15 protein-coding genes are annotated in these 21,261 nt (G+C 68.4%); 8 read left to right on the forward strand and 7 right to left on the reverse strand.

All coding sequences use genetic code 11. The annotated features are described in order from the left end of the window. The first annotated feature begins 68 nt into the window (after positions 1 to 68). Both hemN and fnr read left to right on the forward strand, forming a co-directional pair. Positions 69 to 1,391 carry an oxygen-independent coproporphyrinogen III oxidase gene (gene hemN / locus D1793_RS09700; protein WP_162899943.1) on the forward strand — a complete coding sequence of 441 codons (1,323 nt, stop codon included), beginning with the start codon at positions 69 to 71 and terminating at the stop codon, positions 1,389 to 1,391. A gap of 97 nt (positions 1,392 to 1,488) precedes the next feature. Next, positions 1,489 to 2,232, forward strand: a complete 744-nt coding sequence (gene fnr / locus D1793_RS09705) for a fumarate/nitrate reduction transcriptional regulator Fnr (RefSeq protein WP_119023644.1) — start codon at positions 1,489 to 1,491, stop codon at positions 2,230 to 2,232. A 113-nt stretch (positions 2,233 to 2,345) separates the two neighbouring features. Here the strand turns inward: fnr and ttcA are convergent, their stop codons facing one another. The 3 genes from ttcA to D1793_RS09720 all read right to left on the reverse strand — a co-directional run bounded on the left by ttcA (position 2,346) and on the right by D1793_RS09720 (position 5,872). Then, positions 2,346 to 3,278 carry a tRNA 2-thiocytidine(32) synthetase TtcA gene (gene ttcA, locus D1793_RS09710; RefSeq protein WP_119021979.1) on the reverse strand — a complete coding sequence of 311 codons (933 nt, stop codon included), beginning with the start codon at positions 3,276 to 3,278 and terminating at the stop codon, positions 2,346 to 2,348. Positions 3,279 to 3,361: 83 nt separating this feature from the next. Then, complete coding sequence (locus D1793_RS09715) at positions 3,362 to 3,988, reverse strand: 3'-5' exonuclease (protein WP_119021980.1); 627 nt, start codon at positions 3,986 to 3,988, stop codon at positions 3,362 to 3,364. A gap of 66 nt (positions 3,989 to 4,054) precedes the next feature. After that, positions 4,055 to 5,872, reverse strand: a complete 1,818-nt coding sequence (locus D1793_RS09720; RefSeq protein WP_119021981.1) for a putative nucleotidyltransferase substrate binding domain-containing protein — start codon at positions 5,870 to 5,872, stop codon at positions 4,055 to 4,057. A gap of 699 nt (positions 5,873 to 6,571) precedes the next feature. On the opposite strand from D1793_RS09720, the gene D1793_RS09725 reads away from it, so the two are divergent. The 4 genes from D1793_RS09725 (at position 6,572) to D1793_RS09740 (ending at position 13,259) form a co-directional block, all read left to right on the forward strand. After that, complete coding sequence (locus D1793_RS09725; protein ID WP_119021982.1) at positions 6,572 to 6,832, forward strand: DUF4212 domain-containing protein; 261 nt, start codon at positions 6,572 to 6,574, stop codon at positions 6,830 to 6,832. A 6-nt stretch (positions 6,833 to 6,838) separates the two neighbouring features. Further along, entirely contained in the window at positions 6,839 to 8,635 is a 1,797-nt protein-coding gene (locus D1793_RS09730) for a sodium:solute symporter family protein (RefSeq protein WP_119021983.1), read from the forward strand. Between the two features lie 95 nt (positions 8,636 to 8,730). Next, the gene (locus D1793_RS09735; RefSeq protein ID WP_119021984.1) at positions 8,731 to 9,246 is read left to right on the forward strand and encodes a hypothetical protein; all 516 of its coding nucleotides are present in this window, start codon (positions 8,731 to 8,733) and stop codon (positions 9,244 to 9,246) included. A 68-nt stretch (positions 9,247 to 9,314) separates the two neighbouring features. Then, complete coding sequence (locus tag D1793_RS09740; protein ID WP_119021985.1) at positions 9,315 to 13,259, forward strand: NahK/ErcS family hybrid sensor histidine kinase/response regulator; 3,945 nt, start codon at positions 9,315 to 9,317, stop codon at positions 13,257 to 13,259. 66 nt (positions 13,260 to 13,325) lie between these two features. Here the strand turns inward: D1793_RS09740 and D1793_RS09745 are convergent, their stop codons facing one another. The 3 genes from D1793_RS09745 to D1793_RS09755 all read right to left on the reverse strand — a co-directional run bounded on the left by D1793_RS09745 (position 13,326) and on the right by D1793_RS09755 (position 16,861). Continuing rightward, complete coding sequence (locus D1793_RS09745; protein WP_119021986.1) at positions 13,326 to 13,988, reverse strand: response regulator transcription factor; 663 nt, start codon at positions 13,986 to 13,988, stop codon at positions 13,326 to 13,328. Between the two features lie 189 nt (positions 13,989 to 14,177). Then, a complete protein-coding gene (gene acs / locus D1793_RS09750; protein ID WP_119021987.1) occupies positions 14,178 to 16,127 on the reverse strand; it encodes an acetate--CoA ligase in 1,950 nt (649 codons plus the stop codon). A 173-nt stretch (positions 16,128 to 16,300) separates the two neighbouring features. Continuing rightward, the gene (locus D1793_RS09755; RefSeq protein ID WP_119021988.1) at positions 16,301 to 16,861 is read right to left on the reverse strand and encodes a SprT-like domain-containing protein; all 561 of its coding nucleotides are present in this window, start codon (positions 16,859 to 16,861) and stop codon (positions 16,301 to 16,303) included. 72 nt (positions 16,862 to 16,933) lie between these two features. Here D1793_RS09755 and D1793_RS09760 point away from each other — a divergent pair, with 72 nt between their 5' ends. After that, positions 16,934 to 17,575 (forward strand): YecA family protein, encoded by a 642-nt coding sequence (locus tag D1793_RS09760; protein WP_119021989.1) that lies wholly within the window; start codon positions 16,934 to 16,936, stop codon positions 17,573 to 17,575. Between the two features lie 6 nt (positions 17,576 to 17,581). Here the strand turns inward: D1793_RS09760 and D1793_RS09765 are convergent, their stop codons facing one another. Next, entirely contained in the window at positions 17,582 to 18,703 is a 1,122-nt protein-coding gene (locus tag D1793_RS09765; protein WP_119021990.1) for a phosphatidylserine/phosphatidylglycerophosphate/cardiolipin synthase family protein, read from the reverse strand. Positions 18,704 to 18,804: 101 nt separating this feature from the next. On the opposite strand from D1793_RS09765, the gene plsB reads away from it, so the two are divergent. Next, positions 18,805 to 21,258, forward strand: coding sequence for a glycerol-3-phosphate 1-O-acyltransferase PlsB (plsB, locus tag D1793_RS09770; RefSeq protein ID WP_240407636.1), 2,454 nt, complete (start codon positions 18,805 to 18,807; stop codon positions 21,256 to 21,258). Positions 21,259 to 21,261: the final 3 nt, after the last annotated feature.

The following is a 21,261-nucleotide window of genomic DNA, read 5'->3' on the forward strand; positions in this document are numbered from 1 at the left end:
TCATGCCCGTTCAGGCGAAACGCAACGATCGCGCCGGGCCATCCTGGACTGCCGGAAGCAGGCCCTCGATGCAGTACCATGACCACGACGGATCGCACTATCTGACCTACCCCGACGCCGCCCGCCTGGCGACGGGGGACGGCCCCGCGGCGCTGACCCGGGCCCTGGTCGAGCGCTCCCCCGATGCGCCGCTGGCGCTGCACGTGCGCCTGCCCTTCTGCCGGCAGGCGTGCCGCTTCTGCGCCTCCCAGCGGGTGCCCTCACGGGACAGCCGCCAGGCCGAGCCCTACCTCACGCGGCTCGACCGCGAGATGGTGCTGGTGAGCCGACTGCTGGGCCGCCTCCCGGCCGTGCAACGCCTGCACTGGGGTGGCGGCGCCCCCGCCTTCCTCTCCCTGGACCAGATGGGCGACCTGTTCGACCGCCTCGACGCCCGCTTCGGGCTGTCCGGCGCCCGGGGTCGCGACTTCAGCATCGAGATCGACCCCCGCGAGGCCGATGTCTTCACCCTGCGCCACCTGCAGGCGCTGGGCTTCAACCGCCTGAGCCTCGGCGTCCAGGAGCTCGACCTGCGCGTCCAGAAGGCGATCAACCGGGTCCAACCCCGGGTGCTGACCGAGTCCCTGGTGGACGAGGCCGAACGCCTCGGCTTCCACTCCCTCAACCTGGACCTGATCGTGGGCCTGCCGCTGCAGACCCCCCACGGCTTCGGGGAGACCCTCGAGCAGGTGATCGCCATGACCCCGGCGCGCATCACCCTGCGCCGCTACGCCCACCTGCCGGAGCGCTACCGTCCCCAGCGCGAGATCGACGCCGAGGACTTGCCCGACACCGCCACCCGCCTGGCGATCCTCGAGGCGGCTCGCGAGCGGCTGGATGACGCCGGCTACGTGCACATCGGGCTCGGCCAGTTTGCCCGCCCCGATGACAGCCTGGCCCAGGCCCTGGGGGAGGGCCGCCTGGCCCGCGATCTGCAGGGCTACACCCACTACCCGCCCGGCGACCAGCTCGGCCTCGGGGTCGCCGCCCTCAGCCGGGTCGGCGATACCCTGGCCCGCAACGCCCTGAGCCTGGCCGACTACGAGACGGCGCTGGACGCCAGCCAGCTGCCCGCCAGCGCCGCCTACCGGCTGGACGCGGCCGAACGCCTGCGCCGGGATGCCATCGAGACGCTCGCCTGTCGCCGCGAGCTGGACCTGGCCGCACTCTCGCAGGCCCATGGGCTCGACGCCGGCGCGGCCCTGGCCGGTGCCCTCGAGCGCCTCGCCCCCTTCTGCCGGGCGGGGCTGCTCGAGCGCCACGGCGAGCGCCTGCGGGTAACCCCCGACGGGCTCTGGGGCCTGACCCACCTGCTCGCCGCCTTCGACCCCGAGGCCACCCCGGTGGCGTGAGCCGGGCCGGACGGGCCTACCTCCTTGGAGGTGGTTTGCCCTGTCCGAAGTTTCCTCCATAATGGTCGACATGATCATGATCAAGGAGGGGGCGGCCATGCCCGATAGCCTGACCGGAAGGCGGCGCTCTGTACTGCACGAGACTCGCTGCCAGACCTGCAGCCTGAGTTCGCTCTGCCTGCCGCTGGCCCTCGAGGTTCAGGACATGGACCAGTTCGACGCCATCATCCGCCGGCGCGCGCCCCTCAAGAAGGGCGAGACCCTGTTCCGCCAGGACAGCCCCTTCACCAGCGTCTATGCGGTGCGCTCGGGCAGCCTCAAGCAGGTGACCACCGAGGGCAGCGGCGACGACCAGCTGACCAACTTCTACCTGCCCAGCGAGCTGGTGGGGCTGGACGGCATCGACGAGGAGCAGTATCCCGGCACCGTGGTGGCCCTGGAGACCACCACCGTGTGCGAGATCCCCTTCGATCGCCTGGACCAGCTGTCGGAGTCCCTCCCCGAACTGCGCGGCCAGCTCTATCGCAGCATGAGCAAGGAGCTGCGCGACGACCGCCGCATGATGCGCCTGCTCTCTCGCAAGACCGCCGACCAGCGCCTGGCCAGCTTCTTCACCAGCCTCTCCGACCGCTTCCGCCGGCGCGGCTACTCCCCCTACAGCTTCCGGCTCTCCATGTCCCGGGCCGATATCGGCAACTACCTCGGCCTGGCGGTGGAGACCGTCAGCCGCATCCTCGGCCGCTTCCAGAGCCAGGGCCTGGTGGAGGTCTCGGGCCGCGAGGTGCATATCCTCGACCTGGAGTCGCTGATCCAGGTCGCCGAGGAGGAAGGGGCCAAGTAGCACCGGGCCGCCTGGCCTCCCCCCTGACGCAGAAACCCCCATCGGGCGAGTGCCCGATGGGGGTTTCTGGTTTTCGAGCCATGAGTTCCCGAGCCCTGGCGCCGGCGCCAGGGCTACTCGTTCAGCAGTTCGATGCGGCTGGCCTGCCGCCGCGCCTGTGTCTCCTCGAGCCCGGCGAAGTCGAACAGCTCGCGGTCGGCCAGCTGCGACGGCGCCACGTTGGTCACCGCCTTGAACATGCTCTCCAGGCGCCCGGGGTGCTTCTTCTCCCATTCGGCGAGCATCTCCTTGACCACCTGGCGCTGCAGGTTGGGCTGGGAACCGCACAGGTTGCAGGGGATGATCGGGAACGCCATCAGCCGGGCAAACTCGGCGATATCCGCCTCGCGGCAGTAGGCCAGCGGGCGGATCAGGATGTTCTTGCCGTCGTCGGAGAGCAGCTTGGGGGGCATGGCCTTGAGGCTGCCGCCGAAGAAGAGGTTGAGGAACAGCGTCTCGAGGATGTCCTCGCGATGGTGGCCCAGGGCGATCTTGGTGGCGCCGATCTCCTCGGCGAAGCCGTAGAGGGAGCCGCGGCGCAGCCGCGAGCAGAGCGCGCAGGTGGTCTTGCCTTCCGGCGTCTTCTCCTTGACCACCGAGTAGGTGTCGCGCTCGAGGATATGGTACTCGACGCCGATGGACTCGAGGTACTCGGGCAGCACCTGCTCGGGGAAACCGGGCTGCTTCTGGTCGAGGTTGACCGCCACCAGCGAGAAGTCGATCGGGGCGTTGCGCTGCAGGCTGCGCAGGATCGAGAGCAGGGTGTAGCTGTCCTTGCCGCCGGAGAGGCAGACCATCACCCGGTCGCCCTCGTGGATCATGCCGTAGTCGATGATGGCGTTGCCGACCTGGCGGCGCAGGCGCTTCTGGAGCTTGTTGAACTCGCGCCTGCCCCGGGCATCCAGGGCATCGAGGAGCGGCGAGGGGGCCTCCTGCTGCGGGGAGCCCCCCGCGGCGGGGGCCTCGGCGTCGGTGTCGCGGGGGTCGAAGATCACGGCGTCTTGCATGTCGGTCGGCGCTGCCAGTGCGGGCAAAAATGACGGGCGCCCATCCTACCATCGCCGGCGACGTCAGGCGACGCCGTCACGCCTCAGGCGTCGCCCCGCAGGGCGCTGGTCTCGCGCTCCAGGCGCAGGAAGATCAGCGCCGTGGTCACCGCATCCCCCAGCGCCGTATGGCGCCCCATCACCGGCACGTCCAGCAGCTCGGCCACCTTCTCGAAGCGCGGCGCCGACTCCACCTCGGGGTGGCGGCGGCGCAGGCGGCGCAGATAGTGCTGGGCCACGTCGATGGTGGCGTTGGGCAGCTCGAAGCCGACGCGCGGGCGCAGCTCGCGATTGAGGATCGCCAGGTCGAAGTCCAGGTGCCAGCCCACCAGCGGGCGATTGCCGACGAAGTCGAGCAGGCGCTCCAGCGCCTCGTCCACCGCCATGCCGCCCTCCAGGTCGATGCCGCGCAGGCCGTGAATGCGGATCGAATCGCCACACAGCGAGGCCGGGCGCGCCAGGCGCAGGTCCAGGGATTCGCTGGTCAGCACCCGGTCGCCACGCACCTTGACGGCGGCGATGGAGACCAGCTCCGCGCTGCGCGTATCAAGCCCGGTGGTCTCGGTATCGATGACCACCATCTCGTCACCGGTATAGGGGTGGAAGAGCCAGGCGTAGTCGCCGTTGGCGTGCCGTCTTCGGTCGGCAGCGCGCCGCAGGACCTTGAGCATGAGGGGTCTCCTGTTGTGATTGTCGTTCCTTCGTGCATCGTCATGCCTTCGTGCAGCCTCGGGCCGTCACGAATACTCCAGATGAAAGCGGTGCGAGAGGCGCTGCTTGAAGTCCTTGACGATATGCAGCGCCTCGCGCAGCAGGTCGCGCTCCAGCGAGGAGAGCTCCTGTACCACCACGCGGTCGGGCTTGCGCTCGCCACCGCTGTCCAGATGGGCGAGCTGCTGCTTGAGGCGCAGCTCGGTGAACAGCGACAGCGCCTCGCCGAGGTCCTCGGCGAAGCGCGGCTCCAGGCGGCCGTCCGCCGCCAGGGCATCCAGCCGCTCCAGGGTGGAGGTCGGCCGGATGCGCCGCTCCAGGGCCATCACCCGCACCCCGTGAACGATGGGGAAGATGCCGCCCTTCTTGATGTCGATGCCATGCTGGGGCCGCTTGAGCGAGCCGAACAGGGTCAGCGGCGTGGAGAAGCGCAGGATGGTGCGGGCGAAGTAGGAGAGCAGCAGCTCGTCGCCGGAGCAGCGCGCGAACAGCTCGTCACGCACCCGGTCGAGCAGAGCCGGGTTACCGGCCACCGCATGGGAGTCGAGCATGATCGCCAGCTTCATCAGGCTGTCGCCGTCCCGCTTCTCGGCCCAGCGGGCGATGCGCTCGCGCCACTGGGTCACGGTGCCGACCCACTCGGGGTTGGAGACCATGATGTTGCCGGGACAGGGCGGGTAGCCCAGCTCGATCAGGGTCTCGGTGAGTCGCTGCATCTGCTCGGCGCAGCCGGGCCACTCCAGGTCGTCGGTCAGGATCAGGCCGTTGTCCTGGTCGGTCTTGAGGATCTGCTCGCCGCGCCCCTCGCTGCCCATCACCATCAGGCAGCTGTCGCGGTGGTAGCGTTCGTCGACCAGGAAGCCCCAAGCCTTGTGCATGATCCGTCCGTTGAGCGCCGCCAGCAGGCCCATGGCGAAGCGCAGCTTGACCCCCTGGGCCATCAGCGCCTTGACCAGCTCGGGCGTGCGGCGACTGGCGGCGGCCAGGGCCTCGAGGCTCTCGGCCTGCTCGACCTGCAGGCTGACCACGTAGCTGCGGCTCGAGAAGTAGCTGAGCACGTCGGTGAGCTCGACGACCCCCACCGGCACCCCCTTCTCCATCACCACCACCCGCTCCACCTTGTGGCGGGTCATCACCACCAGCGCCTCGAACAGGTACTGCCCCGGCCCCACCGTGATCAGCTCGGCACTGCCGACCCCGTCCAGGGCACTGTCACGGTCGCGCTCCTCCACCACCAGGGCGTTGAGCAGGTCGGTCTTGGTGATCATGCCGGGGCCGGCGTCACCCGCCACCAGCAGGCTGTCGGCATGGCGCTCGTTGATGGTGGTCACCGCCTCGGCAATGGTCGTGGCGGCCGGCACGACCAGCGGCTCACGCATGCACTCGTCGACCCGGGCCAGCATGAAACCGGCCATGGTCACCCCGCCTTCGGCGCGCTGCTCGGTAAGCAGGCGCGCCTTGTGGGCCAGGGTCTGGCGGAAGAACTCCGCGAAGGGGGGACAGTCATCGCAGAGCTCGAGGAAGAGCGCCTTGGGCAGCAGGTAGCAGAGGCTCTCCTGCTCGGCACGGAAGCGGTAGCGGCTCTTGCCGTTGAGGATGCTGATGGCGCCGAAGAGGTCGCCGCGGGTGTAGTGGCCGATGCGCGAGCGGGCCGCAGGCAGGGTGGGGTCGACTTCCGCCACCTCCCCCTTGTGGATCAGGAAGAGGTTCTCACCGGCCTGCCCCGTCTCGAGGATGATCTCGTCGCGATCGAAGTAGGCCAGGTCCACGCCCTGGCGAACCCGCTCGCGGCCTGCCTCGTCGAGCAGGGTGAACGGCGGCTGGGAAAGATCGACCTCGACCATGGCGCAGACCTCGCGGGCGGCGTACCGACTCAAGCCCCCCTGCCGCGCCGCCGCCAGCTGGCGATCGATAGACGAGGGGGCCGGAGAGGAAAACGGCGTTGTGACCGCCACCGGATGATTGTTGGGGTTGTTGTTGGGTCTCCTGAGACTGGTGGCAGCATAGCAACCTCCCCGTCGCCCTTATAAGCTAGACGATCGTCTCCCCCTTTGGCCCCCTATACGATCGTCCAAGCCTCGGCCGCGAACGCAGCGATCCTGCGACTTTGGTCTTCCTCCTCCTCCTTAGACGATCGTCCAAGTCCTGCCTCGCCCGCCCCCGACCGCCCCTCTCACACCCCCTATACCATCGTCCTAACCTGACTGACGCACCTCGTGTAACTCAGCAGAAACACGCCCCCATCCTCTTGATTGGCAAGGATTCGTTGACACCGCATTGAATCGTATTTTTCTCATGATACGAAAGTCTGGGATTCATTTTCGCCTCTCATTGCCCACTATCCACCATGCATCATGCAGGGCAATCGCACGACAACGATGCCTGCCGACACCGGCGAGATAAGGGCCACCGGCCCCTCTCCCAGTCGGGATCTGCCCCAAGGCTCGCAACGGCCTGACACAAGACATGCGATTGCCCTGGTGACCCGCAACCGACAGACCCCCAGTTCCCAACCCCACCAATAACAAGTGGAGAACACGACAATGGCAGAAGAGAAAGTCGATTCGTCCGAATACTGGAAGGCGAACGTACGCCTGATCACGGGATGCCTGATCGTCTGGGCCTTCGTCTCCTACGGCATGGCGATCCTGTTCCGGCCCCTGCTCTCCGGCATTCCCGTGGGCGGCACCGACCTGGGCTTCTGGTTCGCCCAGCAGGGCTCCATCCTCACCTTCATCGTGCTGATCTTCTTCTACGCCTGGAAGATGAACAAGCTCGATCAGAAATTCGGTCTGGGGGAGTAAGCCAGCATGAGTCAATTTGCCATCAACCTGCTGTTCGTAGGGGGCTCCTTCGCCCTCTACATCGGCATCGCGATCTGGGCCCGAGCGGGCTCCACCAAGGACTTCTACGTGGCGGGCGGCGGCGTCCACCCGGTCACCAACGGCATGGCCACCGCCGCCGACTGGATGTCCGCGGCGTCGTTCATCTCCATGGCCGGCCTGCTGGCCTCCGGCGGCTACGCCAACTCGTCGTTCCTGATGGGCTGGACCGGCGGCTACGTGATCCTGGCCATGCTGCTGGCGCCCTACCTGCGCAAGTTCGGCAAGTTCACCGTACCGGACTTCATCGGTGACCGCTTCTACAGCAAGGCGGCGCGCCTGGTGGCCGTCATCTGTCTGATCGTGGCCTCCGTGACCTACGTAATCGGCCAGATGACCGGCGCCGGCGTGGCCTTCTCGCGCTTCCTCGAGGTCTCCAACACCTGGGGCATCTGGATTGCGGCCTTCATCGTCTTCCTCTATGCGGTCTTCGGCGGCATGAAGGGTATCACCTACACCCAGGTGGCCCAGTACATCGTGCTGATCATCGCCTACACCATTCCGGCGGTGTTCATCGCCTTCCAACTGACCGGCAACCCGATCCCGATGTTCGGCATGTTCAGCACCCACACCGAGTCCGGCGTGCCGCTGCTGCAGAAGCTCGACGACGTCGTGGTCGCCCTGGGCTTCCAGGACTACACGGCCGACGTCGACAACAAGCTCAACATGGTACTGTTCACCCTGTCGCTGATGGTCGGTACCGCGGGTCTGCCCCACGTCATCATCCGCTTCTTCACCGTGCCGAAGGTGGCCGATGCCCGCTGGTCTGCCGGCTGGGCCCTGGTCTTCATCGCCCTGCTCTACCTGACCGCTCCGGCCGTGGGTTCCATGGCGCGTCTCAATCTGATGACCACCGTCTATCCGGAGATGACCGGCCAGGTCGAGGACTACGAGTCCGCCGCCGCCGAGCCGATCCTCTACGAGGAGCGTCCCGACTGGTTCCGCACCTGGGAAGACACCGGCCTGATCACCTTCAACGATCTCAACAACGACGGCCGCATCCAGTTCTACAACGATGCCAACCCGGCGTTCGACGAGGTCGCCGAGCGTCGCGGCTGGGAAGGCAACGAGCTGTCGGTCAACAACGACATCCTGGTACTGGCCAACCCCGAGATCGCCAACCTGCCCGGCTGGGTCATCGGTCTGATCGCCGCCGGCGGTATCGCGGCCGCACTCTCCACCGCCGCGGGCCTGCTGCTGGCCATCTCCTCGGCCATCAGCCACGACCTGATCAAGACCATGATCAACCCCAACATCACCGAGAAGGGCGAGATGCTGGCGGCGCGGATCTCCATGGGCGGTGCCATCCTGCTGGCCACCTACCTGGGCCTCAACCCGCCGGGCTTCGCCGCCCAGACGGTGGCCCTCGCCTTCGGTATCGCCGGCGCCTCGCTGTTCCCGGCGCTGATGATGGGGATCTTCTCCAAGCGGGTGAACAACGTGGGCGCGGTTGCCGGCATGCTGACCGGTCTGATCGCCACCCTGCTCTACATCTTCACCTACCTGGGCTGGTTCTTCATTCCGGGCACCAACATGCTGCCCAACACCCCGGACAACTGGATCCTGGGCATCTCCCCGCTCTCCTTCGGTGCAGTGGGTGCGGTCATGAACTTCGCGGTTGCCTTCACCGTCTCCAGCATGACCGAGGAGCCCCCGCAGGAGATCCAGGACCTGGTGGAGAGCGTGCGCTATCCGAAGGGTGCTGGCACTGCCGTCGACCACTGAGCCATAATGGCCCCTGGCCCGGCTCGCCGGGCCAGTCATTCCCCACCGATCGGGCTTCCCTAGGGAAGCCCGATCGCTTTGAGCAAGGACATATCATGATTTGGCACTTGATCGCGGCGGTCTTCGCCGGCCTCGGCGCCGCCGGCATCGGCATGCTGCTGCGCATGGCCAGCGGCAAGCGCCTGCCGACCTGGATCATCCCGGTGTTCGGCGGCCTGGGCATGCTCGGCTACCAGATCCACTATGAGTACTCCTGGTTCAGCCACAAGCAGGCACAGCTGCCCGCCACCGCCAGCGTGGTGGAGGTGGAGCACGGCTCGATGTTCTGGCGCCCCTGGACCTACGCCTTCCCCATGGCCAACGCCTTCAGCGTGGTGGACCGCGACAGCATGGCCGTGCGCGACGCCGACGGCGAGCGGCTGGTCGAGTACATCCGCTACCGCTTCGAGAAGCAGCACGTGGACCTGGTCACCCATCAGGCCTGGCTGATCAACTGCGCCAACCGCGAGACCCTGCCGCTGATCGGCGAGGAGCGCCGGCCGCGTTTCGAGGCGATGCGCACCCTCGACGAGGACGACGCTCTCTACCGGGCGCTCTGCCAGGAGACCTGAGGCCCCGCCGCCTGCCTTCCCGGGTCACATTGCCCTAGAATGGGCGCCAGACTCGAGGGAGAAAACCCATGTTCTCAGGCTGGCTGCTGGTTGCCATATCGCTGCTCTACATCGCCGTGCTGTTCGGCATCGCCTGGCGTGGCGATCGCCGGGCCAAGGAGCACGGCGCCAGCCATCGCCGGCCCATCATCTACAGCCTGGCGCTGGCCATCTACTGCACCTCCTGGAGCTTCTACGGTGCCGTCGGCCAGGCCGCCACCGGCGGCTGGTCCTTCGCCAGCATCTACGTGGGGCCGATCCTCACCTTCCTGCTCTTCTGGCCGGTGCTGGCCAAGATGATCCGCGTCGCCAAGCACCAGAACGTCACCTCCATCGCCGACTTCATCGCCTCGCGCTACGGCAAGACCCAGTCCCTGGCGGCCTTCGCCAGCCTGGTGGCGCTGATCGGCGCCCTGCCCTACATCGCCCTGCAGCTCAAGGCGGTCTCCACCTCCTTCAGCGTGCTCACCGCGGCCGGTGACCCCACCCACACGCCGCTCTTCGCCGATACCGCCTTCTACGTGGCGGTGGTGATGGCCGCCTTCGCCATCCTCTTCGGCACTCGCCACACCGACGCCACCGAACACCACGAGGGGCTGATCCACGCCGTGGCCTTCGAGTCGCTGGTCAAGCTGCTGGCCTTCATGATCCTCGGCGCCTACGTCACCTGGGGCATGTTCGGCGGCCTCGGCGAGCTCTTCGCCCAGGCCGAGGTGCAGCTTGAGCTGCAGCGCCAGCTGGCCCAGCAGGACTTCGGCCAGAGCTTCTGGGCCCAGACCCTGCTGGCGATGCTGGCGGTGCTCTGCCTGCCTCGCCAGTTCCACGTGGCGGTGGTGGAGAACACCCACCGCGACGATGCCGCCAAGGCACGCTGGCTCTTCCCCCTCTACCTGGTGCTGTTCGCCTTCTTCGTGCTGCCACTGGCCGCCGCCGGCCTGACCCTGTTCGCCGACAGCGGCATCGAGCCGGACACCTACGTGCTAGCGCTGCCCATGGCGGCGGGCAGCGAGTGGCTGACCCTGCTCACCTTCATCGGCGGCTTCTCGGCGGCCACCGGGATGGTGATCGTGGCCGCGGTGGCGGTCTCGATCATGATCTCCAACGAGATCGTCATCCCGGCGCTGTTCCGGCTGCGCTGGTTCGATACCAAGGCCCGCGACTACGGCCGCCTGGTGCTGCGCGCCCGGCGGCTCACCATCGCCGCGGTGCTGGCCATGGCCTACGGCTTCTACCAGCTGATCGGCGAGTTCACCTCGCTGGCCTCCATCGGCATGCTCTCCTTTGCCGCCGCCGGCCAGTTCGCCCCGGCGCTGATCGGCGGGCTCTACTGGAAGCGCGGCAACCGCCTGGGGGTGATCATCGGCATGAACGCCGGCTTCGCCATCTGGGTCTACAGCCTGCTGATGCCGGCGATGATCACCGCCGGGGTGCTGCCGGCCCACTGGCTCGATGGCGGCCCACTGGGGGTGAGCTGGCTGTCGCCCACCTCGCTGTTCGGCCTCAACGTCGGCGACAGCTTCACCCACGGCGTGATGCTCTCGCTGGGCATCAACCTGTTCTGCTACATCTTCGTCTCCCAGATCACCTCCCAGCGGGTGGTGGAGCGCATCCAGGCCTCGCTGTTCGTGGACAGTGTGGAGACCCGCCAGACCTCGGTGAACCGTCCCTGGACCGGCGCCACCACGGTGGGCGACCTCAAGGTGCTGTGCGAGCGCTTCCTGGGCGCCGGCCAGGTGCAGCGCGCCTTCGACGACTACGCGCGGCGCAGCGGCAAGCCGCTGGAAGATGGCACCCGCGCCTCCATCGATGTCATCCAGTTCACCGAGCGCTTCCTGGCCTCGGTGCTCGGCGCCTCCTCGGCGCGCATCGTGGTGAACTCGGCGCTGCAGGGCCGCGGCATCGGCATCTCCGACGTGATCTCCATCGTCGACGAGGCCTCTCAGGTGCTGGAGTTCAACCGCGCCCTGCTCCAGGCCACCATCGAGAACATCAACCAGGGCATCAGCGTGGTGGACCAGAACCTGCGCCTGGTGGTGTGGAACCAGCGCTACCTGGAGCTGTTCCGCTTCCCCGACCACCTGATCCGGGTCGGCGCACCGATGGACAAGATCTTCCGCTACAACGCCCACAACGGCGAATACGGCCCCGGCGACCCCGAGGAGCACGTCCAGCTGCTGCTCGACAACATCCGCGAGGGCCAGCCCCACCGCTATGTGCGCTACCGCCAGGACGGCAGCGTGCTGGAGGTGCAGGGCAACCCCATGCCCGGCGGCGGCTTCGTCTACACCTACCAGGACATCACCCAGCAGAAGCGCATCGAGGAGGCGCTGATCCGCTCGGAGAACAACATCCGCATCTACACGGACAACGTGCCCGCGCTGATCGCCTACTTCGACAAGGAGTGCCGCTACCTCTTCACCAACCGCGCCTACGAGCAGGCCTTCGGCATCGATCGCAACGCGGTGATCGGCAAGCGGGTCCAGGACGTGGTGCCGCCGGAGATGGCCCGCGAGCGCGAACCCTGGATCGAACGAGCGCTGGGCGGCGAGCGGGTCAGCTTCGAGGTGTCGATCCGGCTGCCCGAGGGGCGCCGCTACATGCTGGTGACCTATACCCCCCACTTCGGCGACAGCGGGGCGATCCTGGGCTTCTTCGCCCTCTATCAGGACATCACCGAGCGGCGCCTGGCGGAGATCGCCCTCAAGGAGACCAACGAGACCCTGGAGGAGCGGGTCCGCGAGCGCACCCAGGCGCTCTCCGAGGCCAACGCCGCCCTGCGCCAGGAGAACCGGGTGCGCGCCGAGGCCGAGCTGGCGCTGCGCCAGGCCAAGCAGCTGGCGGAGGACGCCAACGCCTCCAAGACCCGCTTCCTGGCCGCCGCCAGCCACGACCTGCTGCAGCCGCTCAACGCCGCCCGGCTGTTCACCTCGGCGCTCTCCCAGGAGATGGAGCCCGACATCATGCGGCGCACCATCGGCCATATCGACAACTCGCTGCAGGCCGCCGAGGAGCTGCTGGGCACCCTGCTCGATATCTCCAAGCTCGATGCCGGCGCCCTCACCCCCCGGCGCAGCCACTTCGCGCTGGCCGACATCTTCCGGCCGCTGCGCGCCGAGTTCGAGGTGATGGCGGAGGATCGCGGCCTCGACCTGATGGTGGTGCCGACCCGGGCCTGGGTCGACAGCGATGCCCAGATGCTGCGCCGGATCATCCAGAACTTCCTCTCCAACGCCATCCGCTATACCCAGGAGGGCCGCGTGCTGCTGGGGTGCCGCCGCCATGGCGACCGCCTCTCCATCCAGGTGTGGGACTCGGGCCCCGGCATTCCCGAGTCCAAGCAGGCGGAGATCTTCCAGGAGTTCCGCCGCCTCGACCAGGCCTCGCGCCACAAGGAGAGCGAGAAGGGGCTGGGGCTCGGGCTCTCCATCGCCGACCGCATGAGCCGGGTGCTCGACCACCCCATCACGGTGCGCTCGAGGGAGGGCTCGGGGACCATGTTCGCGGTCAGCGTGCCGATGGTGGCGGCGCGCAGCGAGGCGCAGCAGGCCGAAGAGGCCGCCTCGCCCAAGCGCGCCGGCAACAAGCTGGTCGGCACCCGGATCCTCTGCATCGACAACGAGACCCTGATCCTGGAGGGCATGAAGGCGATGCTCTCCGGCTGGGGCTGCGAGGTCTTCACCGCCACCAGCATCGGCGGCGCCAAGTCGGTGCTGCGCCACCTCGATGGGGACCCCGACGCGATCCTGGCCGACTACCACCTGGACAACGAGGTGACCGGCCTGATGGCGCTGGAGGCGCTCTCCGAGCGACTGGAGGGCGCGGTGCCGGGGATCGTGATCACCGCCGACCGCACCGAGGAGGTCGCCGAGGAGATCCGCCGTGCCGGCTACCAGTTGCTGCTCAAGCCGGTGCGCCCCGCCGCCCTGCGCGCCCTGCTCACCCGCACGCTTCAGGCCAGCCGAGCGGCGCAGTAGTCGCGCCCCCTGAACGCAAAAAACCCACCAAGCGGTGGGTTTTTTGTGTTTCCTTGGCGCCTGGCGTCAGGACTCCACCTTCGGCGGCTCCACCTCGAGCTTCTGGGCGGCGATCACCGCCTGGGTGCGGGAGTGCACGCCGAGCTTGCGCAGGATGGCGGTGACGTGGGCCTTGATGGTGGCCTCGGAGACGCTGAGCTCGTAGGCGATCTGCTTGTTGAGCAGGCCCTCGGTGAGCATGTTGAGCACGCGGAACTGCTGCGGGGTCAGCGAGGCGATCGCCTCGGCGAACTTCGTCTCTTCCTCGTTGGCCTCGCCCATGGCCGCGGCCAGCTCGGCGGGCAGCCACACCTCGCCGTCGAGGATCTCGCCCACCGCCTCGGCGATCAGCTGCAGCGATGAGGACTTGGGGATGAAGCCGGAGGCGCCGTAGTCAATGGCGCGGCGCACCACGTAGGGTTCGTCGCTGCCCGAGACCACCGCCACCGGGATATCCGGGGTCTGGCCGCGCAGCTGGATCAGGCCGGAGAAGCCGTGGGCGCCGGGCATGTGCAGGTCGAGCAGGATCAGGTCGGCATCCGGATGGCGGGTGACCACCTCGGCGGTCGCCTCCATGGTGTCGGACTCGACGATCTCGGCCTGGGGGGCCAGCTGACGCAGCGCCTGGGTGAGGGCTGCGCGGAACAGCGGATGGTCATCGGCGACGATGAATTTCTGGGCAAAGGCCATGGATTCTCCTCCGGTTCCTCTGGCAGCGGGCATCGTCCGCCACTCGGGCTCTTGTATGACTGTGGGGCATGTTACCCCATGGCAGAGCCGATTCCCAAGCGCTCCGGCCACATTGTCGACAACATTGACCAACGGATCAAAAAAGCCGGCCACGAAGGCCGGCTCGACGGAACAGCGCTGGCGCGGGAATCAGCGCACGGCGCGGTTCTCGATCAGGTCATCCACCACGCTCGGGTCGGCCAGGGTGCTGGTATCGCCCAGGCCATCGCACTCGTTGGCGGCGATCTTGCGCAGGATGCGACGCATGATCTTGCCGGAGCGGGTCTTGGGCAGGCCCGGGGCCCACTGGATGACGTCGGGCGAGGCGATCGGGCCGATCTCCTTGCGCACCCACTGGGTCAGCTCCTTCTTGAGCTCGTCGGTGGGCTCCACGTCGCCGGTCAGGGTCACGTAGATGTAGATGCCCTGGCCCTTGATGTCGTGGGGGAAGCCCACCACGGCGGCCTCGGCCACGGCCTCGTGCGCCACCAGCGCCGACTCGATCTCGGCGGTGCCCATGCGGTGGCCGGAGACGTTGATGACGTCGTCGACGCGGCCAGTGATCCAGTAGTAGCCATCCTCGTCGCGGCGGCAGCCGTCGCCGGTGAAGTAGACGCCCTTGTAGGTGGAGAAGTAGGTCTGGATGAAGCGCTCGTGGTCGCCCCAGATGGAGCGCGCCTGCCCCGGCCAGGAGTCGGTGATCACCAGGTTGCCGTCCACGGCGCCCTCGAGGGTGTTGCCCTCGCTGTCGTAAAGCGCCGGCTGCACGCCGAAGAACGGCAGGGTGGCGGAGCCCGGCTTGAGCGGGGTGGCACCGGGCAGCGGCACGATCATGATGCCGCCGGTCTCGGTCTGCCACCAGGTGTCGACGATCGGGCACTTGGAGTTGCCGATCACCCGGTAGAACCACTCCCAGGCCTCAGGGTTGATGGGCTCGCCCACCGAGCCGAGGATGCGCAGGGTGTCGCGCTGACTGGAGTCCATCACGCTGTCGCCGTGGGCCATCAGGGCGCGGATGGCGGTGGGCGCGGTGTAGAGGATGTTGACCTTATGCTTGTCGACGATCTCGCCCATGCGGCCATGGGTCGGATAGCTCGGCACGCCCTCGAACATCAGGGTGGTGGCGCCGTTGGCCAGCGGGCCGTAGACGATGTAGCTGTGGCCGGTGACCCAGCCCACGTCGGCGGTGCACCAGTAGATCTCGCCGTCCTGATAGTCGAAGACGTACTGGTGGGTGAGGCTGGCGTAGACCAGGTAGCCGCCGGTGGTGTGCTTGAGGCCCTTGGGCGCGCCGGTGGAACCGGAGGTGTAGAGGATGAAGAGCGGATCCTCGGCGTTCATCTCCTCGGCCGGACAGTCGGTGGACTGCTTGTCGACCAGGTCGCCGTACCAAACGTCACGCCCTTCGTTCCACTCGATCTCGCCGCCGGTGCGCTTGACCACCAGCACGTTCTGGCACACCTCGGTGCCCTTGCGGGTCAGGGCCGCATCGACGTTGTCCTTGAGCGGCACGTGCTTCCCGCCGCGCACGGACTCGTCGGCGGTGATCACCAGCTTGGAGCTGGCACCGATCACGCGCTGAGCCAGGGCGTCCGGGGAGAAGCCGCCGAACACCACGGAGTGCACCGCCCCGATGCGGGCACAGGCCAGCATGGCCACGGCGGCCTCGGGGATCATCGGCATGTAGAGGGTGACCACATCGCCCTTGCCGATGCCCAGCTCCTTGAGGGCATTCGCCAGCTGGCAGGTACGCGCGTGCAGCTCGCGGTAGCTGATATGGGCGGACTCATCGGGGCTGTCGCCTTCCCAGATGATGGCGGTCTGGTCGCCGCGGGTTTCCAGGTGGCGATCGAGGCAGTTGGCGCTGGCGTTGAGGGTGCCGTCCTCGAACCAGCGGATGTCCACGTTGTGCGGATCGAAGCTGGTGTGCTTGATCTTGGTGGGCGCCTTGACCCAGTCGATGCGCCTGGCCTGCTCGGCCCAGAAGGCATCGGGGTCGTCCACGGACTGCTGGTACATCGCCTCGTACTTCGCCTTGTCGGCCCAGGCCTTGGCGGCGATATCGTCGCGCACCGGATAGACGTTCTGCTGATCGCTCATGGAAGTGCCTCTGTCCTTGGGATGGCCCCGTCAGGTGAGTGATGCCGGACGACCGTACGTTGGGATTGTGTGGGGACGACCGACGCCATTTAAGGTGGACTCAGCATACTCTCGCCCGGCGCCACTTCCCCTTAGACATTGGTATGAACAATTTCCTTATTAAAAACATAAGGTTAAGTAGCTCTTTCAAACACCTCAAGGCCAAGATAGACCAAGGTCTGAGCGCAATGACGGCAGCGATATCGCTGCCCCTGCCGGGCCAGCGCATGGCGACGAGCGCTGAAGGCATGCTCGCGGCAGTCGCAGGCGTAGCGGTGAGGCGCCGGGCTCGCCCGGCCGGTATCGAAGCGATGGGTGGTGCGCGGTGCCAGGCCGAAGAGGTCGCGCATCACCGTCTGCCACTCGCGGCCGTGGGGGCGCACCCGATGGCCATCTTCCAGGTGGTGAACGAGCCAGTGGGCCATCTCGTGGGGCACCACCTCGACCAGGAAGTCGAGGCGGTTCTCGGCATAGAGCACCGGATTGAAGCGCAGGCCGCCGCGGCCGAAGTGGGCCTGGCCGGCACACTTGCCGCGCAGGTCGCACCAGACCGCCGGGCGCGGCAATCCCGGATGCACCTCGCGACAGAGCCGCCAGGCGGCGTCCACCCGCGCATGCAGGGCAGCCAGCAGCGCCTCGCGGTCGAGGGCCGCGAGGCGGTCGAGATCGGGGGTGGGCAGCGCGGGTCGTTTCATGGGGTGCTAGAATGGCCTCTCGTCCGCCAGGCGTAAAGCGCCCTTCCTGCCCTCCTGTCCGTGAGAGTGACGATGTCCGACACCCCCCAGCCCGAACCCCTGCTCGACGATGCCGAGCTCGACCGTCTGGATGACTTCCTGGCCTCCGAGCGGGTCGGCGAGGATGCCCTGGACCTGATTGGCAGCCATGGCTTCCTGGTGGCCCTGGCGGTGGCGCCCTGCGAGGCGGACCCGGCCGCCTGGGTGGCGGAGCTGTTCCAGGGCGAACCGGAGTTCCATGACGCCAGCGAGCGCGAGGAGATCCTCGGCCTGCTCGACCGGCTGCGCCGCAACGCCATCGCCGCCCTGGAGCAGGGGCTCCTGCCGGAACTGCCCTTCGAGCTCACCCTGGACGACCTGCCCGCGGAGGAGACCCCCATCGGCGACTGGTGCGCCGGCTTCATGGAGGGGGTCTTCCTGGACGAGGCCACCTGGTTCGAGGAGGACGAGGAGGCCGCCGCCACCCTGCTGCTGCCCTTCATGGCCCTCTCGGGGCTCTTCGACGACGAGCCCGACATGGTCGAGTTCATCGGCAACGGCTCCCGCCTGGAGGCGCTGGTGCGCCAGCTCCCCGAGCTGGTGCTGGACCTCTACCTGCACTACCGGGTGCCGCCGGAGACCCCCAAGCCGATGCCGCGCAAGAAGAAGCCCGCCAGCAAGGGGCGCCGGCGATAGCGAACGCTACCGCAGCCGCGTCAGCAGGCCGTCCAGGCTGCCGAACAGCCACTCCTTGAGTCGCTGCCAGCGCGGGCGCCGGGACCAGGCCTCGCGGTCGATCTCGTGGCTGGCGGCGAAGTTGCGCTCGAACAGCTCGGCCACCTCGGCCGCCAGGCGCCGGTCGGCCACCTCCTGGTTGGCCTCCAGGTTCCAGTGCAGGCTCCAGTGGTCGAAGTTGCAGGAGCCGAGGCTGACCCAGTCGTCGGCCAGCGAAAACTTGGCGTGGATGAAGGTAGGCTGGAACTCGTGGATGCGCACCCCGGCCCGAAGCAGCCGGCCGTAGAAGCGCTGGCCGGCGTAGCGCACCCCGGGGTGGTCATGGGTTTCACCGGGCAGCAGCAGGCGCACGTCCACGCCGCGGCGGGCGGCACGGGCCAGGCGCAGGCGCAGGCTGAAGGTGGGCACGAAGTAGGGGGTACAGATCCAGATGCGCTTGCGTGCCCCGGAGACCTGCCGATAGAGCGAATGGCGGATCGCCTGGTAGCGATAGCCCTGCCCCCACACCACCCGCCCGGTCATGCCCCGGTAGCCCTCTGCCTGGCGGGTCTCGGTCACCAGCCCATGCACCAGCCCCGTGGCCCCGCTGCCCCGGGTCAGCGGCGAGTCCCACAGCCGGCAGAAGAGCCGCACCCAGTCGGCCACCACCGGTCCCTCGATGCGCAGGGCCACCTCGTACCAGGCGTCGAGGAACTCGTCCACGGCGCCGAAGCCGCCGGTGAAGGCGACACGGCCATCCACCACCACCAGCTTGCGATGATCCCGGGTCAGATTGCGGGCCAGGGAGTGGAAGCCCAGCGGGTTGAAGAAGCGCAGCGCCACGCCGCCCGCCTCCAGGCGCGCGCGATCCTCGCCGGAGAGCCCCATGGCACCGTAGCCATCCAGCAGCAGCAGCACCGTGACGCCGCGCTCGGAGGCCTTCACCAGGGCACCGACCAGCGCCGAGGCCAGCCGCCCCGACTCCATCAGGTAGAGCTCGATCAGGATCGACGACTCGGCGCGCTCCAGGGCCTCGAACATGGCCGGCAGGAAACGGCTGGCCTCGGGCAGCAGCTCGAAGTGGTTGCCGTCTCTCCAGATCCCGTGCATGGCTGACTCCCTGTCCTGGGCGGCGGGCCTGACCCGAGGCCTTCCCGGAGACTATACTGGCCTTTTCTTCCCCTTTCCTGTGTCGGGGCAAACGGATGGCCTTGCGTCACCAACTCACCACTCCCCTGCGCGCGCTGATGACCCGGCTGCTCGCCGCCTGGGTCCGGCCGCGCCTGATCGAGCCCGCCCCGGACGCGCTGGCGCTCGAGCCGAGCCTGCCGGTGGTCTACGTGCTGCCGCGCCCGGCCGCAAGTGATGCCTGGCTGCTGGCCTCGCTGACCCGCCGGCACGGGCTGCCCCTCGCCGCAGGTCGGCGGCGGGTCGGAGAGGTGACGCTGCCCGCCTGCCTGGCCCTGCCGGCACAGCGCCGGCGCCTGTGGCGGCGTCAGTCGCGCCCCGAGGCCCCCTTCCGGGCGCTGATCGAGCAGCGCCTGAAGGATGCCGGGCGCGAGGTGCAGCTGGTGCCGGTGAGCGTCTTCTGGGGACGTGCCCCGGGCAAGCGCTTCGGTTTCTGGCGAATGGTCGCGGCCGACAGCTGGCAGCTCACCGGTCGGCTACGCCGCCTGCTCTCGATGCTGGTCAATCGCCGCAGCGTGGAGATCCACTTCGGCGCTCCGCTGCGCCTGGGCGACCTGATCGACGCCACTCGGCCCGACGCCGACCTGACCAACCGCAAGGCGGCGCGGCTGCTGCGGGTGCACTTCCGCCGGGTGCGCACCCGGGTGCTGGGCCCCGACCTCTCCCACCGCCGCACCCTGATCGAGGGGGTAGCCAGGAGCCCGGAGGTGCGCGAGGTGATCGAGGCGCTGGCCGCCGAGGGGCGCCCCTCGGCACATCGCCTGCAGCGTCGCGCTCTGCGCTACGGCCGCGAGATCGCCTCCAACATGACATACCCGGTGCTGCGCTTCATGGACGGCCTGCTTCGTCGGCTGTGGAACCGGCTCTACGATGGCGTCGACGTGCGCGGCCTGGAGCGGGTCAAGGCGCTGGCCGGCGACCATACCCTGGTCTATGTGCCCTGCCACCGCAGCCATATCGACTACCTGCTGCTCTCCTACGTGCTCTACCACGATGGCCTGATGCCGCCCCATATCGCCGCCGGACGCAACCTCGACATGCCGCTGGTCGGCCCGCTGCTGCGTCGCGGCGGGGCCTTCTTCCTGCGCCGCAGCTTCCGCGACAACCGCCTCTACGGCGCGGTATTCAACGAGTACCTGCACCGGCTGATCGCGCGGGGCCACCCGCTGGAGTACTTCATCGAGGGGGGACGCTCGCGCAGCGGACGCATGCTGCCGGCGCGGCCCGGCATGCTGGCCATGACCCTGCGCTCCTTCCTGCGCAGCGCCGCCGGCGGCCACTACCAGCCGCTGGCCTTCATTCCGGTGCACATCGGCTACGAGCGGATCATCGAGAACGCCAGCTACCAGCGCGAGCTGCGCGGCGGCAGGAAGCGCAAGGAGAGCCCGCTGGCCCTGCTGCGGGTGCTGGGCCAGCTGCGCCAGCCCTTCGGCCGGGTCTCGGTCAACGTGGGCGAGCCGCTGCTGCTGGCCGACTTCCTGGATGGCGAGCTGGGCCGCGGCTGGCGAGAGGCCCGGGAGACGCGCCCACAGTGGCTGGGCGAGGTGGTGCCCAGGCTGGGCGAGAGCCTCTGCCGGCGCATCAACGCCGCCGCCGCCCTCAACCCCGTCAACCTGGTGGCCCTGGCGCTGCTGGCCACACCCCACCACGCCATCGAGGCGCGGCTGCTGGAGCGCCAGCTCGGACTGCTCGCCGAGCTGCAGCGCCGATTGCCCGGCGCCACCCATGCCAGCCTGCCGCCGGGCACCCCGGCGGAGTGGATCGACCAGGCCATGGCGCTGGGCATGGTGCAGCGCCGCGAGCATCCGCTGGGCGACATCGTGCTGGCCGACGCCCCCCAGGCCGCCCTGCTGGGCTGGTACCGCAACAACGTGCTGCACCTCTTTGCCCTCGCCGGCCTCACCGCCTTCGCCTTCCGCCACCAGCCGGCCCACGACCTGGACGCGCTGGAGGAGCTGCTCGCCCCCGGCTGGCCGATCCTGGCCCGGGAGCTGATGGTGGCGCCTCCCGCTTCCCTGCGCGAGGCGCTGTCGGCGATGCTTGAGGTGCTGGGCGAGCTGGGGCTGCTGGAGCGCAGCGCCACGGGATGGCAGCGCCCCGACGAGCCGCTGGAGGCCGGCGAGTGCCTCGACCTGCTGGGTCAGCTGATGCAGCCGTCGCTGGAGCGCGGTTACCTGCTGCTCGCCGTGCTGCTCGACGCCGGCCCCGGCCGCCTCACCGCCGAGGCGCTGGCCGACCAGGGCCGCCAGCTGGCCGAGCGCCTGGCCCTGCTCTCGGGACGCGATGCCCCGGAGTTCTTCGATACGCGGCTGTTCGTGAGCCTGGTGGAGAGCCTGGAGCAGGAGGCGTGGCTGTGGCGCGACTCCGAGGAGCGGCTGGTCTACGACGACCGACTCTGCGAGGCCGCCCGGCACTCCCGCCGGCTGTTCGACCCCACCCTCCGCCATCGACTGCAGCTGGTGACGCGCCAGGCCTGATGG

It is taken from the genome of Halomonas sp. JS92-SW72, assembly GCF_003547075.1.
GTDB classification, from domain to species: Bacteria; Pseudomonadota; Gammaproteobacteria; order Pseudomonadales; family Halomonadaceae; genus Halomonas; species Halomonas alkalicola.